Origin of the sequence: Alkalihalobacillus deserti, from assembly GCF_020734105.1 — a bacterium.
GTDB lineage: Bacteria > Bacillota > Bacilli > Bacillales > Bacillaceae_D > Halalkalibacter > Halalkalibacter deserti.
Genome location: NZ_JAJAFR010000014.1, coordinates 84,083 through 98,836, shown reverse-complemented (window position 1 = coordinate 98,836; position 14,754 = coordinate 84,083). Strand labels below are relative to the sequence as shown.

At 37.7% G+C, this 14,754-nt stretch carries 17 protein-coding genes, 4 tRNA genes, 1 pseudogene and 1 riboswitch; of the genes and pseudogenes, 17 read left to right on the top strand and 5 right to left on the bottom strand.

The annotated features are described in order from the left end of the window. Positions 1–35: 35 nt before the first annotated feature. From LDX58_RS19460 to LDX58_RS19440, 5 genes and pseudogenes are all read left to right on the top strand, one after another. Positions 36–126 (top strand) — tRNA-Ser (locus LDX58_RS19460). 16 nt (positions 127–142) lie between these two features. After that, a tRNA-Glu gene (locus LDX58_RS19455) sits at positions 143–217 on the top strand. A gap of 42 nt (positions 218–259) precedes the next feature. After that, a tRNA-Lys gene (locus tag LDX58_RS19450) sits at positions 260–332 on the top strand. Positions 333–368: 36 nt separating this feature from the next. Beyond that, a tRNA-Leu gene (locus tag LDX58_RS19445) sits at positions 369–450 on the top strand. Positions 451–606: 156 nt separating this feature from the next. Then, positions 607–1,562 (top strand): annotated as a pseudogene (locus LDX58_RS19440) (IS1182 family transposase); the annotation flags it as partial. Between the two features lie 248 nt (positions 1,563–1,810). Here the strand turns inward: LDX58_RS19440 and yidD are convergent. Further along, positions 1,811–2,044 carry a membrane protein insertion efficiency factor YidD gene (gene yidD, locus LDX58_RS19435; RefSeq protein WP_227938544.1) on the bottom strand — a complete coding sequence of 78 codons (234 nt, stop codon included), beginning with the start codon at positions 2,042–2,044 and terminating at the stop codon, positions 1,811–1,813. Positions 2,045–2,209: 165 nt separating this feature from the next. On the opposite strand from yidD, the gene comGC reads away from it, so the two are divergent. From comGC to LDX58_RS19395, 8 genes are all read left to right on the top strand, one after another. Continuing rightward, positions 2,210–2,536, top strand: coding sequence for a competence type IV pilus major pilin ComGC (comGC, locus tag LDX58_RS19430; RefSeq protein WP_227938542.1), 327 nt, complete (start codon positions 2,210–2,212; stop codon positions 2,534–2,536). Further along, positions 2,533–2,979 carry a competence type IV pilus minor pilin ComGD gene (gene comGD, locus LDX58_RS19425; RefSeq protein ID WP_227938540.1) on the top strand — a complete coding sequence of 149 codons (447 nt, stop codon included), beginning with the start codon at positions 2,533–2,535 and terminating at the stop codon, positions 2,977–2,979. The genes comGC and comGD overlap by 4 nt, the downstream gene beginning before the upstream one ends. 22 nt (positions 2,980–3,001) lie before the next feature. Continuing rightward, a complete protein-coding gene (locus LDX58_RS19420) occupies positions 3,002–3,283 on the top strand; it encodes a hypothetical protein (RefSeq protein WP_227938535.1) in 282 nt (93 codons plus the stop codon). Then, complete coding sequence (locus tag LDX58_RS19415; RefSeq protein WP_227938534.1) at positions 3,255–3,713, top strand: ComGF family competence protein; 459 nt, start codon at positions 3,255–3,257, stop codon at positions 3,711–3,713. The genes LDX58_RS19420 and LDX58_RS19415 overlap by 29 nt, the downstream gene beginning before the upstream one ends. Next, positions 3,710–4,132 (top strand): competence type IV pilus minor pilin ComGG, encoded by a 423-nt coding sequence (gene comGG, locus LDX58_RS19410; RefSeq protein ID WP_227938531.1) that lies wholly within the window; start codon positions 3,710–3,712, stop codon positions 4,130–4,132. The genes LDX58_RS19415 and comGG overlap by 4 nt, the downstream gene beginning before the upstream one ends. A gap of 71 nt (positions 4,133–4,203) precedes the next feature. Further along, on the top strand, positions 4,204–4,392 hold the full coding sequence (locus LDX58_RS19405) for a YqzE family protein (protein WP_227938529.1): 189 nt from the start codon (positions 4,204–4,206) through the stop codon (positions 4,390–4,392). Between the two features lie 126 nt (positions 4,393–4,518). Continuing rightward, the gene (locus LDX58_RS19400) at positions 4,519–5,238 is read left to right on the top strand and encodes a helix-turn-helix transcriptional regulator (RefSeq protein WP_227938527.1); all 720 of its coding nucleotides are present in this window, start codon (positions 4,519–4,521) and stop codon (positions 5,236–5,238) included. Between the two features lie 137 nt (positions 5,239–5,375). Continuing rightward, positions 5,376–5,621, top strand: a complete 246-nt coding sequence (locus tag LDX58_RS19395; RefSeq protein ID WP_066160801.1) for a DUF2626 domain-containing protein — start codon at positions 5,376–5,378, stop codon at positions 5,619–5,621. Between the two features lie 528 nt (positions 5,622–6,149). Here the strand turns inward: LDX58_RS19395 and LDX58_RS19390 are convergent. Further along, the gene (locus LDX58_RS19390; protein WP_227938525.1) at positions 6,150–6,785 is read right to left on the bottom strand and encodes an MBL fold metallo-hydrolase; all 636 of its coding nucleotides are present in this window, start codon (positions 6,783–6,785) and stop codon (positions 6,150–6,152) included. A 228-nt stretch (positions 6,786–7,013) separates the two neighbouring features. Between LDX58_RS19390 and LDX58_RS19385 the strand changes: the two genes are divergently transcribed. Beyond that, positions 7,014–7,202, top strand: coding sequence for a DUF2759 family protein (locus LDX58_RS19385; protein WP_227938523.1), 189 nt, complete (start codon positions 7,014–7,016; stop codon positions 7,200–7,202). A gap of 91 nt (positions 7,203–7,293) precedes the next feature. Here the strand turns inward: LDX58_RS19385 and LDX58_RS19380 are convergent, their stop codons facing one another. Continuing rightward, complete coding sequence (locus LDX58_RS19380; protein ID WP_227938521.1) at positions 7,294–8,088, bottom strand: YqhG family protein; 795 nt, start codon at positions 8,086–8,088, stop codon at positions 7,294–7,296. Then, on the bottom strand, positions 8,066–9,754 hold the full coding sequence (locus LDX58_RS19375; RefSeq protein WP_265416771.1) for a DEAD/DEAH box helicase: 1,689 nt from the start codon (positions 9,752–9,754) through the stop codon (positions 8,066–8,068). The genes LDX58_RS19380 and LDX58_RS19375 overlap by 23 nt, the downstream gene beginning before the upstream one ends. Before the next feature lie 231 nt (positions 9,755–9,985). Then, positions 9,986–10,094: riboswitch (glycine riboswitch) on the top strand. Between the two features lie 164 nt (positions 10,095–10,258). Here LDX58_RS19375 and gcvT point away from each other — a divergent pair. From gcvT to gcvPB, 3 genes are read left to right on the top strand one after another with little or no spacing between them, the layout of a single operon-like run. Further along, entirely contained in the window at positions 10,259–11,356 is a 1,098-nt protein-coding gene (gene gcvT / locus LDX58_RS19370) for a glycine cleavage system aminomethyltransferase GcvT (protein ID WP_227938517.1), read from the top strand. 11 nt (positions 11,357–11,367) lie between these two features. Then, complete coding sequence (gene gcvPA, locus LDX58_RS19365) at positions 11,368–12,711, top strand: aminomethyl-transferring glycine dehydrogenase subunit GcvPA (protein ID WP_227938515.1); 1,344 nt, start codon at positions 11,368–11,370, stop codon at positions 12,709–12,711. Next, positions 12,708–14,171, top strand: a complete 1,464-nt coding sequence (gene gcvPB, locus LDX58_RS19360; RefSeq protein ID WP_265416770.1) for an aminomethyl-transferring glycine dehydrogenase subunit GcvPB — start codon at positions 12,708–12,710, stop codon at positions 14,169–14,171. Before gcvPA ends, gcvPB begins: the two co-directional genes overlap by 4 nt. 61 nt (positions 14,172–14,232) lie before the next feature. Here gcvPB and LDX58_RS19355 read toward each other — a convergent pair whose 3' ends face one another. Further along, a complete protein-coding gene (locus tag LDX58_RS19355; RefSeq protein ID WP_227938513.1) occupies positions 14,233–14,607 on the bottom strand; it encodes a rhodanese-like domain-containing protein in 375 nt (124 codons plus the stop codon). Between the last annotated feature and the right edge of the window lie 147 nt (positions 14,608–14,754).

Sequence of the window (14,754 nt, the reverse complement as noted above, 5' to 3'; positions counted from 1 at the left end):
TCGGTCGTAGGTTCGAGTCCTACCTGTGGAGCCATGGAGAAGTACCCAAGTGGCTGAAGGGGCGCCCCTGCTAAGGGTGTAGGTCGTTTACGCGGCGCGAGGGTTCAAATCCCTCCTTCTCCGCCATAAAAAGTTATATAGTGGCCCGTTGGTCAAGCGGTTAAGACACCGCCCTTTCACGGCGGTATCACGGGTTCGATTCCCGTACGGGTCACCAACAAATCTCTCTATTATTTTAGAGATTAATCCAAATTAGTAAGAGCCATTAGCTCAGTTGGTAGAGCATCTGACTTTTAATCAGAGGGTCGAAGGTTCGAATCCTTCATGGCTCATCATTTAAGGTATTTTTTATAAAATTCCAATTATACGCGGGTGTGGCGGAATTGGCAGACGCGCTAGACTTAGGATCTAGTGTCTTATGACGTGGGGGTTCGAGTCCCTTCACCCGCATTATAAAAAGCATACATATTGTATGCTCAGGCTGTTGAGAAAGTCTTCTCAACAGCCTATTTTTTTGCTTTCTAAATCCGATTTGAAATGGTTTCGATTGATCAACTTGTTCCAGTAGATCATCTTTTGCGAAAGATCGATGAAACGATTGATTTCGCAGTTGAACACCGCATGGTAGGTGGACGCGTTCTATTCACCGACTCTACTCATTTAAAGGCAAATGCAAACAAACGGAAATTCGTTAAGGAAACTGTTCAAGTAGAGACACACGATTATATCAAGGAACTTGACCAAGCTATTGAAGAGGATCGAAAAGCACACGGAAAAAGTCTTTACCAAAAAAGGACAAGGAGGTAGAAGAAAAAGAAGTTAAGGTCAGCACGACAGATAAAGATAGTGGCTATATGTTTCGAGATGGAAAGCCTGAGGGCTTCTTCTATCTGGACCATCGTACAACGGACTTTAAATTTAACATTATAACGGATGTCCATGTGACACCAGGCGATGTTCATGATTCCCGTCCCTACTTAGCACGTTTAGATCGTCAACGAGAACGTTTTGGTTTTGAATTGGAAGCTGTTGGGCTCGATGCTGGTTATTTAACCATGCCTATTTGTCATGGGCTTGAACAGAGAAAAATCATGGGTGTCATTGCCCATCGACGCTTTTCGCCTAAAAAAGGATTATTCCCAAAATGGAAGTTTACTTATGAAGTTGAATCCGATACATACACATGTCCCAATGGAGAGACTTTGACTTACTCAACTACGAATCGCGAAGGGTATCGTCAGTATCACTCCAATCCCAAAACGTGTAAAAGCTGTCCTTTTCTTTCACAATGTACAACGGCTAAGAAGCATAAAAAGATCATAACTAGACACGTTTGGGAAAGTAGTAAAGAAAAAGTCAGGGAAAATCGTCTTTCTCCAGAAGGAAAGACGATTTACAAAAAGAGAAAAGAAACAATCGAGCGAAGCTTTGCGGATGCGAAACAACTCCACGGGCTTCGCTACTGCCGGTTGCGCAGCTTGAAAGGCGCTAACGAACAAGCGCTGATGACAGCTGTAGCACAGAACATAAAGAAGATCGCAAACCACCTCACCAGAGGGTGAGATGGTTTGCGATCCTCATTTTATGAACGTTTACTGTGGTTCAAAGAGAAGAACCAACTTCAAAGAGAAACCCCCACTTAAAAAGTGGGGGTTTCTCAACAATCTGAGCATACATATTGTATGCTTTTTTTGAGGTAAAAAAGGGAAATTTCCTATTAGTGGGAAGTTGAAAATCGAATAAATATAGATGGGTTTCAATGAAGTATGAAAAGCTAAAGAAAAAACCTTTGCGGTTTTTTCTTTAGCTTTTATTTGGATTCCATGTTATCTTTTTCCGGTACTAGATCAATGCCTCCAGGATGGAAGGGGTGACACTTAGCTATTCTTTTAATCGTTAACCATGTCCCTTTAAGTGTTCCGAATCTTTTAATTGATTCTAAACCATAGTGTGAGCAAGTTGGGTAAAATCGACAGGTTGGAGGTTTTAAAGGAGAAATAAAACGCTGATAGAATGTAATGATTAATAAAAAAAAACGCTTCATAACAACAACCTTTCAAAAAAAAGTTAATTTTAAGAAGGAAATATCAAACCAATGTCTAATTATAACAAATATCGACACGAAAAGGAGGATAGAAAGTCTATTACCGCCAGTTACTCTCTTCATTTTCCCCGTCCCCCCGAATTAAAAACTCCAGAGGTGATAAAAATGAATAAGTTAGAAAAAGAAGATGGATTTACGCTTGTAGAGATGCTTATTGTATTGATGATTATTTCCGTATTGCTTTTAATTATAGTTCCTAATATGAGCAAGAATAATGAGATTGCAAGTGGAAAGGGTTGTGAAGCGACGATTAAATTATTACAAGCACAGGTACATGCGTACAAATTAGAAAAAGAAGATTTACCTGCTTCTCTTGAAGTTCTAACAAACAGCGAATATGTCGATAATATAACATGTCCCAATGGAGCAATGGTTAATTATGATCCAACGACTGGAAACGTAACACCCCCATCACAAACTACTACAGAATGAAGCATGCTGAATCCGGTTACACTTTAGTTGAACTTCTTATTACCCTTTCCTTACTCTCCATTTTAGTTAGCTTACCACTAGTAACTTTTCCTAAATTAAATGAAACCTCACTTGAAGCTGATATCATTGCAAAACAAGTAAAAGAAAATTTATTACTCGCACAGCAAGTTGCCATGTCAACTGGTCGCCTGACTCAAATAAGAACAGATAACTCAACTAAAGAATTTACGATCAGGTTTGCTCCTTTTGACAATTATTCTGTTATACCTTACCAGCATCGAGACATGCTTTTTGAGTCGCTAACTATTTCCCCATCAAGTGTTGCCTTTCTAGCTAACGGACATCCCTCTAGGTCTGGAACATTTTTATTAAAGGTTGGTCATCATCGTTATACATTTACAATTCATATAGGGAAAGGAATGATTACTTATAGGAAATTATAAAGGTTTCACTTTTATTGAAGTGATGGGAGCACTGTCTTTATTAGTCCTGTTTTCTGCAACTGTTGTTCCTTTACTTACAATTGTATATTCAGAAAGAGTAACGATACGAGAAGAAGTAAGAGCTTTAACTATATTGGAGGACTCTGTACTTGAATTTGTTGTTGATGGTGTTCCTGGTTTGAAATCAATAAATCAATATGAAATTAGCAGTGATATAGTGAAAGATGGAATTGTTAATACATGTTGTACTTGGGTTGGCTCAAATGGGAGGGAATATGAACATTGCTTATTGGCTGCGAATTGAAAAAGGCTTTACATTAATTGAGATATTATTGGTTTTGTCTCTTTTTCTATTAATCGTTTCATTTTTCTCAACTTTCGTTTTAACCGTAACAAAAGGTTATCAAACCGATAAAATTACGTTTCAACAAGTAACGATGTTTTTCAATCAAATTTCTCAGGATTTTAGGGTGACCTCAAATGTAGAGGTCGGACAAGGAATTTTAATCTTGCGAAGCGAAGAGGAAAAAGATATTGAGATTAGGTTGTTATCGAGTGGTCAGGTGAGGAGAACAAGAGATGGAGAAGGAAATGTGTTACTACTAGAAGAAGTAGATACTTTTTCATGTAGCACGTATAAGCAGATTGTTCATTGTAAGGTTGTGATCAAAAGTCTAGCTTCTTTTAATAAATCGTTCCTACTACCCTATGGTAACGAAGTGGAGAGCCCATGAAAAGTGAAAAGGGATTTATTTTTCCTACTACTTTGTTTCTTTGCTTTCTTATCATACACATTTTGATACTACAAATTCATCTTTATCAAACAGAAAAACGATTTATCTATGAACAAGAGAGATTGCTGCAACTCGAATATCTTCTTCAAGTAGGGATCAAAGAATTTCAAAGGGGAGAGTATGATCCAATTATTATTCAGCCCATCGTTTTTTCATATGAAACAGGTAACGTTACCTTTACCACTCGAAGTTTGGATGATGGGGTTAGTTTCATTTACGTAACGGTTAGTTTGAAATCTGGTCACAAACGTATAGCTGGATTTAAATATACCTGGGAAAGTTCAGAAATTAATGACTATTGGGAGAGTGTCAATCCAGGTTCTACTTCTCTGCAATTACTGATTATCAAAACTGTTTGATGAAGTAGTACAGTGTTAAAAGTTCTATCATCTGGGTATACTAGCTTCTAGAACGTCACAGAGGTGAGAGTATGTCATTGAATGATTACGTTAAATTTTTAACACAACAGGCTGTAATTAGAATGGATCAACCAAAAGAAGAGAGACGGTCGAAAAAATTAGAAAGAAAAGTAGAGCGGAAGCCTTTTTCTACTCAGGCTTTTGGTATGATTCCTTTAGGAATATCCTTGTACTTGAGAAAACGAAAAAAGAAAAAGTAATCGCGTTGCGCTGTCTCTGACAGTTGCTTCGCTTTTTCTTTGTCATTATTTGTTGAAAATGATTTATTTGCAACCATAACTGTACTATAATGGGAAGAAGATGGTAGTCTAGGAGTGAATAATATTATGGAACAAGAACAAAACACATTGAAGATAACTAGTGTGTTGTCTGATCCAACGCGGTTTTCTATTTATCAACATGTTTCAAGAAAACGTGAGAACGTAACAGTACAAGAAATTGCTGATCAATTTAGTATTCATCCAAATGTAGCACGTCTTCATTTAACCAAACTAGAAGATGTTAAAATGATTATCTCTGAAACGCAAAAAACGGGTAAAGGCGGTCGGCCTAGCCGTTTTTATAAACTTTCTAATGAGGTTATCCAATTACAATTTCCATTTAGAGACTATCAACGCTTATCTAAAATGGCAATAGAATCATTGTTTGGACTTGGGGACGTAGGTTTAGATGCTTTACATAAAGTTGGTTATAAATATGGCCGAGAGAGTGCTGAACTGTATGTTCAAGAACTTCAAGTAGACATCGCCACTCTTTCCATGGAAGAGAAAGTGAGAATGATTGAGGAAATTGCTATTAATCAAGGGCTAAATCCTGAAATACAATACGTCAAGGAAAAAGACGAAATTGAGTTTAGTATTTATAATTGTACCTTTAAAGAATTAATGACTGAGCACTCTGTTTCACTTTGCTCGATGCACCATGAATTATTTAAAGGGATTTTTTCATTGTTTCTTGGGGATCATATTCTTAAAGATAACTCAAAATTAACCGATCCTAAAGCAAAGGCTTGCTCTTATGCTGTGGTAACACTATCGAAATCTTGAGTGACACAGTTTTGCCATTGTTCAAGCATTTACAAATAAAGAGACAGTCGATATAATAAGTCTGTACTCTATCATTTGATATCCTAAGCAAATAATGCCATCGTGGTAATAATTTGTGCATGAAGGAGGGGAAACGAATGGACCGTATGTTTCGTGTTTTAGCTTTTTGGACAGGGATTTTTGCTGTTCTGTTTTTTGTAGGAGATATGTTTAATGTAGCGTTGCTATTCTTCGCACAAACTGGTGCACTTCTAGCATTAAGCTACTTAAACTTATCTGAACGTGTATATATCTATATTTTTGGCGCCTATTTAACGATTTTCTTCGTTGGCTTCACGTATTATTCAACATTCTTATTAGTACCAAGCTTTGGTGGACATTAATATTTGGTACATATACACTGATCGGAACCGTTTCCTCATTTAATAGGGGACGGTTTTCTTTTTTTATAAGAAATTTGATTGAATGAAGGGTGGGCTTCAAGTATGAAAGCCTACTCGCAAGAAATGACGGCTGTGCCGCTTTATAAAAAAAAGCGGCCTTCAACATCGTTGAAGGCCACATGGGAAGTAAATCGTATTGATGTAAGAACATTGAGGGGAGGGGGACTCCCATTCAAAGACCCACCCATCTAAGTCTCATTCTATAAAATAGTTTATCACTATGTCAACAGTAATAACAAATTATAGAAATAGAATTACCTACTTTTATAAATATAATGTGTTGGCTCCGACTAAACAGATACACTATCTGAGCAGCAATACTAAAAAGGTCTTTGAAGAAGCGGAAATGGCTACGCAGATTGTTCAAGACTACTGAAAAAAGTAAAAATAGATTTTTTAACAGTAGTCTCAATCATCGGTGCTATCTTTGCATTAAAGTGGTGACAGATAGCTTTTAATGAATTAGTATTAAAAGCCTGATAAGAATGGGTTACTATCCATTTCACTTGCTATTGTGGTCGTTGACCCATGACCACAAGCAACTATGGTGTCTTCAGGTAACTCAAGGAGCTTTTGATGGATACTTTCAATCAGTTGTTGGTGATTTCCACCAGGTAAATCTGTACGACCAATGCTTTGTGCGAATAAAGCATCACCAGAGAAAACGATGGAGTGCTCTTTTAAATAAAAAGAAACACTTCCTGGAGAATGTCCTGGAGTTTCAAATACCTCTAATTGAAAAGATCCAATAACAAGGCTTGTTTCATTTTCAATGATATGTTCAGCTGGTTTAGCTGTTATAGCGTTTGCATTTAAAAAGCGTTTTGAACCATTTTTTTCTCCATCAGAAAGCCAATCTTGTTCATTTTTGTGTATGTAGACAGGGCATTTGAATTCATTCCGCACATCATCAACAGCTCCAATATGGTCAAAGTGAGCATGAGTTAAAAGAATGGCAGTAGGCTTTAAGTTTTGTTCAGTAAGCCATTGTACAAGGGCTGGGCCTTCGCTACCTGGATCAATAACAATGGCATCTCTTGCGTCGTTCTGAACTACATAAGCATTCGTCTGTAATGGCCCGAGGGGAAGTTGAGTCCATTTCATATTTATTAACCTCCAATAAAATAAGATAGTTCTATCATACATTATGGAAATCGACTCGACAAATATTTAAAATAAGAGTAAAATAAGAGCAAAATGCCCAACCTAATTAAAAAGTTTAGTTTTGTGCTAGCTTTGTCAAAATTTAAGGCTGACAACGTTCTCATATAGTCTTATAATTGGACTAGTTAAGCTGGGTTCTTAGTTTCTACATAAGGAGGTTAAGTCAGTATGATCTTATCTATCATCCTTTTAATTGTAGCACTTTTAAGTGCTGTTGCGATCGTTCGTGAAATTAAAAGAAAGAACTTTTTCGCAGTTGGCTTTGCAGGAATTTCATTTGTTGTGTTTGGATGGTTTTCAATTGCGACAATCATCGCAATCATTACAACAGGTGGAGGAGCTCCTGTAGCTCACTAAGCCATAAAAAAACGAACTACCTCCGTGTAGTTCGTTTTTTTTTATTGGTTCAATGAGTGTGTCTATGAGCTATTATTTGAGAGAAGGCTCTTTAAAAAACTTGCTGCTGAAGATAGAACATCCCACCATTTACAACCGAAACATGGATATTAGGTTCATACTGTTCTTTCAGAGCTTGTTTTTCAACATGATAACTTTCAGGTTTTTCTTCTTGATCTTCATAAAAGGCTTCTAAAAGTTTTAAATCGGCATCCCATCTTTCGACAGCTTCTTCAGCCCAGGTATCGTCCTCATTCTCTGCGTAGGTTTGGACCATTTTTTGAAGACGGATTAACCCACTCTTAACTGTAATTAATGGTGATAGTTTAAAGCAATAGTCAGGAATGTTAGGAGTCAAATCTTTTTCACGAATCCGATCATAAAACTGGGGAACGATTTGTCCGTGTATCAAATTGAGTCCTAGTGACAACAAAACGTCCTTTTTACGGTCACATTGAAAAGAAACTTTTGCATTTAAACACAGCCAAGGTTGTAAGGAAATCGATTTATTTCCAGAAGCCTCAATACGTTCGAAGAGGCGAATGAATCCTCCTAGTTCCCTTGTTGATTCAAATAATTGTCGTAATCGCGGTGACCCAAAATGTATTTGTTCCCCGCGGATATCATCAGGCACATGAGTTTGATCGGTGATGAATGTTACTTGCATCGGACGTGGCTCACCACCGGTTTTCTCGAGATAATGCCAATAAAAGGGACGATTCATTAGGAGCTTGTCTAGCTCAATAGATAGTTGAATCTGTAAATAACTAGAAGTATTCTCAATGATTGGACTGTCATTTGCTTTAAAGTAACGCTCTAAAAAATCATGAACTTGAGGCTGTTGCATCGATAGGATCCTCCTCTTTGGATTGAGCAGCTTCTTCAGCGGCTTCATTCATTATGGCTGCAAGATGATCAAATTTAATCCTCATTTCTCCTTCTGAGTCCGATTGTAACAGGATGTCTTGAACATGTTCCTCAACTGAAGGAAGTTCAATCTTCGTTAAAATATCATCAAGTTCTCCAATCACTGATTCAAAAAGGTGAATTTTTTCATACAATAACTTAAGAATATGTTGTTCGACCGTATCTGTTACGGCAAAATTGTAAATGCGAACATCTTCTTTTTGCCCTAAACGATGAATCCGTCCAATCCGTTGCTCGATTCTCATCGGGTTCCAAGGCAAGTCATAATTAATGATATGGCTACAAAATTGAAGATTAATTCCTTCTCCACCAGCCTCTGTCGCAATTAACACTTGCGCATGGTTTTGAAACAGTTGCCTCATCCAATCTTTTTTTCCTCGTTTAAATCCACCTCTAAAAGGTACAGACGATATCCCATTTTGTTTTAGGTACCACTGTAAATAAAGTTGAGTAGCTCGGTATTCGGTGAAGATGATTACTTTATCATCAATCTTTTTAATAATTTCAAGCGCTTTTTCAGCCTTTGCATGGCCATCAATTTCTCCTATTTTATTTAGGAGTTTTTCAGCATCAGGTAAGGAACGACCATCTTTATGTGCTCGTTCAATCATGTTTTTTAAAGTCATAAAAGCCGCTTCTCTACTACTACAAAGCTCTCGTTTTAACGTTAATAAAGCAAAGTGACTAGAACCATCTTTCAATTGCTCAATCTCACTGTAAAAAGCACGCTCTGAATCACTAAATTCAATTGGAACGGTTTCAACGATGCGTTTTGTCCACTCAATTCCTGTTTCTTCCCGCCGATTGCGAACCATTACTTTATTAACAAGCTCTTTTAATTTCTCTTCATTTTTAGGCGAGCGTTTGTTGGAACGATACTCTTTTTCAAAAGAAGTGATATCGCCTAGATGTCCCGGTTTTAACAGGGATACTAAATTAAAGATTTCCTCTAATTTATTTTGAACAGGAGTTGCTGTTAAGAGAAGGCAAAACTTTTTCTTTAGGTGTTTGATGAATTCATAGTTTTTTGTTTTAGGGTTTTTTAGTTTATGAGCTTCATCAATAATGACCAAGTCATATGGTTGGTTAAGAACAATATCACGATGAGGCTGTCGTTTGGCTGTATCGATAGAAGCGACAACTACATCACATTGCTCCCATACATATGATTTACGCTGAGCAACAGCAGGTATATGAAATTTGGTATTTAATTCAATCGCCCACTGAGACACAAGAGAAGCTGGTACTAAAATGAGAACCTTTTTAACGAGTCCACGAATCATATATTCTTTTAAAATCAAACCAGCTTCAATTGTTTTTCCAAGTCCTACTTCATCAGCCAATATAGCTTTCCCATTCATTTGTTCAATGACCGTGTTTGCTACTTCAATCTGGTGAGGAAAAGGCTGTAATTGCGGGAGATGCTGTGGTGCTAGTAATCCATGAAACTCGGGTATGACTTGATGTTCTTCAGCTTCATAAGCGAGTTTAAAGAGCTCCCAATTAGACCAAGGTCCATCTTGGTCCAACCTTTCTAAAAAGGTGTTTTTCCACTTTTGATCAAAATGAATATCTATATTCACCATCTATCATCCTTTCGAACAAACTTAAGTCAATATCCGAATGAAAACAACAAAAATATATAAAAAAATATGATTTAAGAAATAATAGTTGCGTCTAATCGTTTAACTTGTTAGGATATTAATATAAATTCCGAATAACCTTACTTTCTAAAAAAGTTAAGTAGTATATAGTTAGTATGTACCAATTGTTAAAAATTCATGAGTATAAATAGGAAACAATTGAATTCAATGCGGATGAGAATAAGGGGAGAGATTGCAAGAACGTTTGTGACGCCGAAGGAGCAAGTTTCTGATAATGTGTTATCAGTTCGAATCTCTCAGGCAAAAAGACTCTTATTTGACGCAGCTCTGGAGAGCGCTGATAAAGCCACCTACGAAGACACTATATTCTTTGCTATTGAATATAGGAAACTTTCTGGTATAAGGACAGAGTTATACACATTTCAGTGTATAACTCTGTCCTTTTTTGTTTAAAATGAGTTGATTTGAAAGGGGAGTATACGATAAATGACAGAATTAAAACGAACACCTTTATGGAGTCTTTATAAAGAGAATGGAGCGAAAACCATTGATTTTGGTGGATGGGACTTACCTGTTCAATTTTCCAGTATTAAAGATGAGCACGAAGCAGTTAGAACAAAAGCTGGTTTATTTGATGTGTCACATATGGGTGAAGTGGAAATTAAAGGTCAAGGTGCGCTTAATTACTTGCAAAAGCTCATGACTAACGACGTTTCTAAGATTATCGATGGTCAGGCTCAATATACAGCCATGTGTTATGAAAATGGTGGAACCGTCGATGATTTGCTTATTTATCGTAAGTCAGAAGATAACTTCTTGCTAGTTATTAATGCATCTAATATTGAAAAAGACGTTGAGTGGATGGAGCAGCATCTAACTGCTAATGTAACGGTTAAGAACATTTCAAGTGACATGGCACAATTAGCGATTCAAGGTCCACTTGCAGAAAGGATCTTGCAAAAGGAAACTACTTTTGATTTGTCATCAATTCGCTTTTTTCATTTTGCAGAAAATGTTCAAATTGGAGGAGTAGACGCTCTAGTTTCTAGAACTGGATATACCGGTGAAGACGGTTTTGAGATTTACTGTGTGGCTGCTGACGCTCCAAAGCTTTGGAGCCTATTACTAAAGAGTGGGAAAGCAGATGGTCTTGTACCGTGTGGCCTTGGTGCCCGTGACACCCTCCGTTTTGAGGCTCGTTTACCTTTGTATGGTCAAGAGCTTACAAAAGAAATTTCTCCACTAGAGGCAGGTATTGGTTTTGCAGTAAAAGTGAATAAAGAAACTGATTTTATTGGGAAAGCTGTATTAAAGAAGCAAAAAGAAGCAGGGTTAACTAGAAAGCTTGTTGGCATTGAGATGATTGATAAAGGAATTCCACGGACAGGATATAAGGTATTCGTTCATGATAAACAAGTTGGTTTTGTAACAACAGGAACACAATCGCCAACACTTAAAAAGAATGTCGGTCTTGCTATTCTTGATCTTGATTGTACAGACCTTGATACAGAAGTAGAAGTACAAGTTCGTAAAAAGCGTTTAAAAGCTAAAGTGGTATCAACCCCTTTTTATAAAAAGTCGTAGGAGGAACGTTTATGAATCATCGCTATTTACCAATGACAGAAGCAGATCAAAAGGAAATGCTTAAGACGATTGGTGTTGAATCAATCGAAGACTTATTTTCTGATATCCCAAAGGACATTCGATTCAAAGGAGAAATGGACCTGAAGGAAGCATTAAAAGAGACTGAGTTAGTTTCTTATTTTCAAGGTCTAGCAAGCAAGAACGTTTCAATTAAACAAGTGCCGTCGTTTTTAGGTGCTGGTGTATATGAGCATTACATTCCTTCCATTGTTGATCACGTTATTTCTCGTTCGGAATTTTACACGGCTTATACGCCATATCAACCTGAAATTTCGCAAGGAGAATTGCAAGCAATTTTCGAATTTCAAACAATGATTTGTGAGTTGACAGGTATGGATTTAGCCAACTCTTCAATGTATGATGGTCCAACCGCTCTTGCTGAGGCTGCTATGTTAAGTGCTGGTCAAACGAAAAAGAAAACGATTCTCGTTTCAAAAGCCGTGCATCCTGAAGCTCGCGCTGTTTTGCAGACGAACGCAACGGGTCAGCGTTTGAATGTGATTGAAATTGATACAGAAAATGGTGTTACCGACCTTGCTCAGTTAAAAGAATTGTACGGAGAAGACACAGCTTGTGTCCTTGTTCAACATCCTAACTTTTTTGGAAATCTTGAGCCATTAGCTGAACTAGAGCAGATCACACATAGTGGAAAAGCGATGTTTGTGGTTTCAAGTAATCCACTTGCCCTTGGTTTATTAAAACCACCTGGTCATTTTGGAGCTGACATTGTCGTAGGCGATGCTCAACCATTTGGAATTGCTACTCAATTTGGAGGTCCACACTGTGGGTATTTTGCAACAACGAAGAAATTAATGCGTAAGATACCTGGTCGTTTAGTCGGACAAACAACCGATGAGCATGGTCAGCGTGGTTTTGTGTTAACTTTACAAGCTCGTGAACAACATATAAGACGTGAAAAAGCGACATCTAATATTTGTTCCAATCAAGCCCTAAATGCACTAGCAGCTTCTGTTGCGATGACGGCGATTGGTAAAAAGGGTGTTAAAGAAATGGCTTATCAAAATGTTCAAAAGTCGGCTTATCTGAAGAAGCAATTAAAAGCAAACGGCGTTGAAGTGGTATTCGAACAACCAACATTCAATGAATTTGTTGTGAAAGTGAATAAACCTGTTTCTGAAGTGAATGAGATTTTACTAACAAAAGGATTTATTGGTGGCTATGATCTTGGCAGAGATCATGAAGCACTAGAAGGACAAATGTTACTAGCAGTAACTGAGGTACGTACGAAAACAGAACTTGATAGCTTTGCTAAAGAATTGGGGGCTCTAGTATGATTATAACAAAAGACCAGCCACTTATTTTTGAACGTAGTAAACCAGGCCGAGTGGGACACAGCCTGCCTACTTTAGATATCACGGAACAAAAAATAGACGATTTAATTCCTAGTGAATTTTTAAGAGAAATCGAGCCAGAGCTACCTGAAGTTTCTGAGCTTGAAATTATGCGGCATTATACGGCGTTATCTAAACGAAATCACGGTGTAGATTCAGGGTTCTATCCACTTGGTTCTTGTACGATGAAATACAATCCGAAAATCAATGAGAACGTCGCTCGTTTTGAAGGCCTTGCTCATATTCATCCATATCAACCAGTCGAGCAAGTTCAAGGATCTCTTGAAATGCTTTATGAGTTGCAAACGTCTTTAGCTGAGATTACGGGAATGGATGAAGTTACTTTGCAGCCTGCAGCTGGAGCCCATGGTGAGTGGACAGGGTTAATGATGATTCGTGCTTATCATGAAGGAAATGGTGATTTAGAGCGTAGAAAAGTGATTGTACCTGACTCTGCGCATGGTACCAACCCTGCTTCTGCAACGGTTGCTGGCTTTGAGTCTGTAACAGTTCGTACGGATGAAAATGGTCTTGTAGATCTAGATCATTTACGGGAAGTAGTGGGTAAAGATACAGCCGCACTCATGTTAACAAATCCTAATACGCTTGGATTGTTTGAAACATATATTGTAGAAATGGCGAAAATCATTCATGATGCAGGTGGGAAGCTTTATTATGATGGTGCCAATTCAAATGCCATCTTAGGAATCGCTAGACCTGGAGATATGGGCTTTGATGTTGTCCATTTAAATCTTCACAAGACGTTTACAGGACCACATGGTGGCGGTGGTCCGGGATCAGGTCCGGTTGGTGTGAAAAAAGATTTAATTCCGTTTTTACCAAAACCACTTATCGTGAAGCGTGATGGTCGCTATGATTTTGATTACAATCGTCCACAGTCGATCGGTCGGGTAAAACCATACTATGGTAACTATGGAATCAATGTTCGTGCATATACGTATATTCGGACAATGGGTCCAGATGGATTGCGTAAGGTTTCTGAATATGCGGTCTTAAATGCTAACTATATGATGAGAAGATTAGAGCTTTATTTTGATTTACCTTATACTCAACATTGTAAGCATGAATTTGTTATTTCAGGGCGGCGCCAAAAGAAATTAGGCGTCCGTACTCTAGATATTGCTAAGCGTTTGCTGGACTTCGGTTATCATCCACCAACGATCTACTTCCCATTAAATGTAGAGGAATGTATGATGATTGAGCCAACAGAAACAGAGTCGAAGGAAACATTAGACGAATTTATTGACGCAATGATTCAAATTGCTCGTGAAGTGGAAGAAAATCCAGAGATTGTTCAAGAAGCTCCACATACAACGGTTATTTCAAGACTCGACGAGACGACAGCTGCGCGAAAACCAATTTTAAAATATGAAAAAGCCTAAGCATCACGCTTAAGCTTGAAAGAAGACTCAGGAGAGATTAGTCCTTCCTGAGTCTATCTTTTTACTTCTTTCTAATTTTACCAGACCACTTTTTAAATCCACCTTGTAGATGAGAGATGTCTTCCACTCCACGCTTCTTTTTTAGTAATTGAGCAGCTTGTCTACTACGTGCACCAGATTGGCAATACAAATACACTGGTTGATCTGTACGTACTTCATTGATTCGTTGACGAATTTGTGACATCGGAATGTTGCGGGCTCCGAGGATGTGACCACCATCATATTCACGAGGTTCACGTACATCAATTAATTGAGCTTTGCGATACCCTTTAATGAAATCGTCTTGAGATAATGTTTTTAAGTATTTTGGATTATAAAAGCGCTTAAACACAGTATAAACCACAAAACCAAGCAGAATTAGCCATAAATATACCATATGTTAATCTCTACACTCCTTTACGTACTACAGTCATTATTTATTATAATAGTCGTTGGACATTTAAGCAATAAGATCTCATTGGGCATATAGTTTGGCTAGTAAGCGTTCGTTTGTTAAAATGATTAAGATAAATGAACGAAAGAA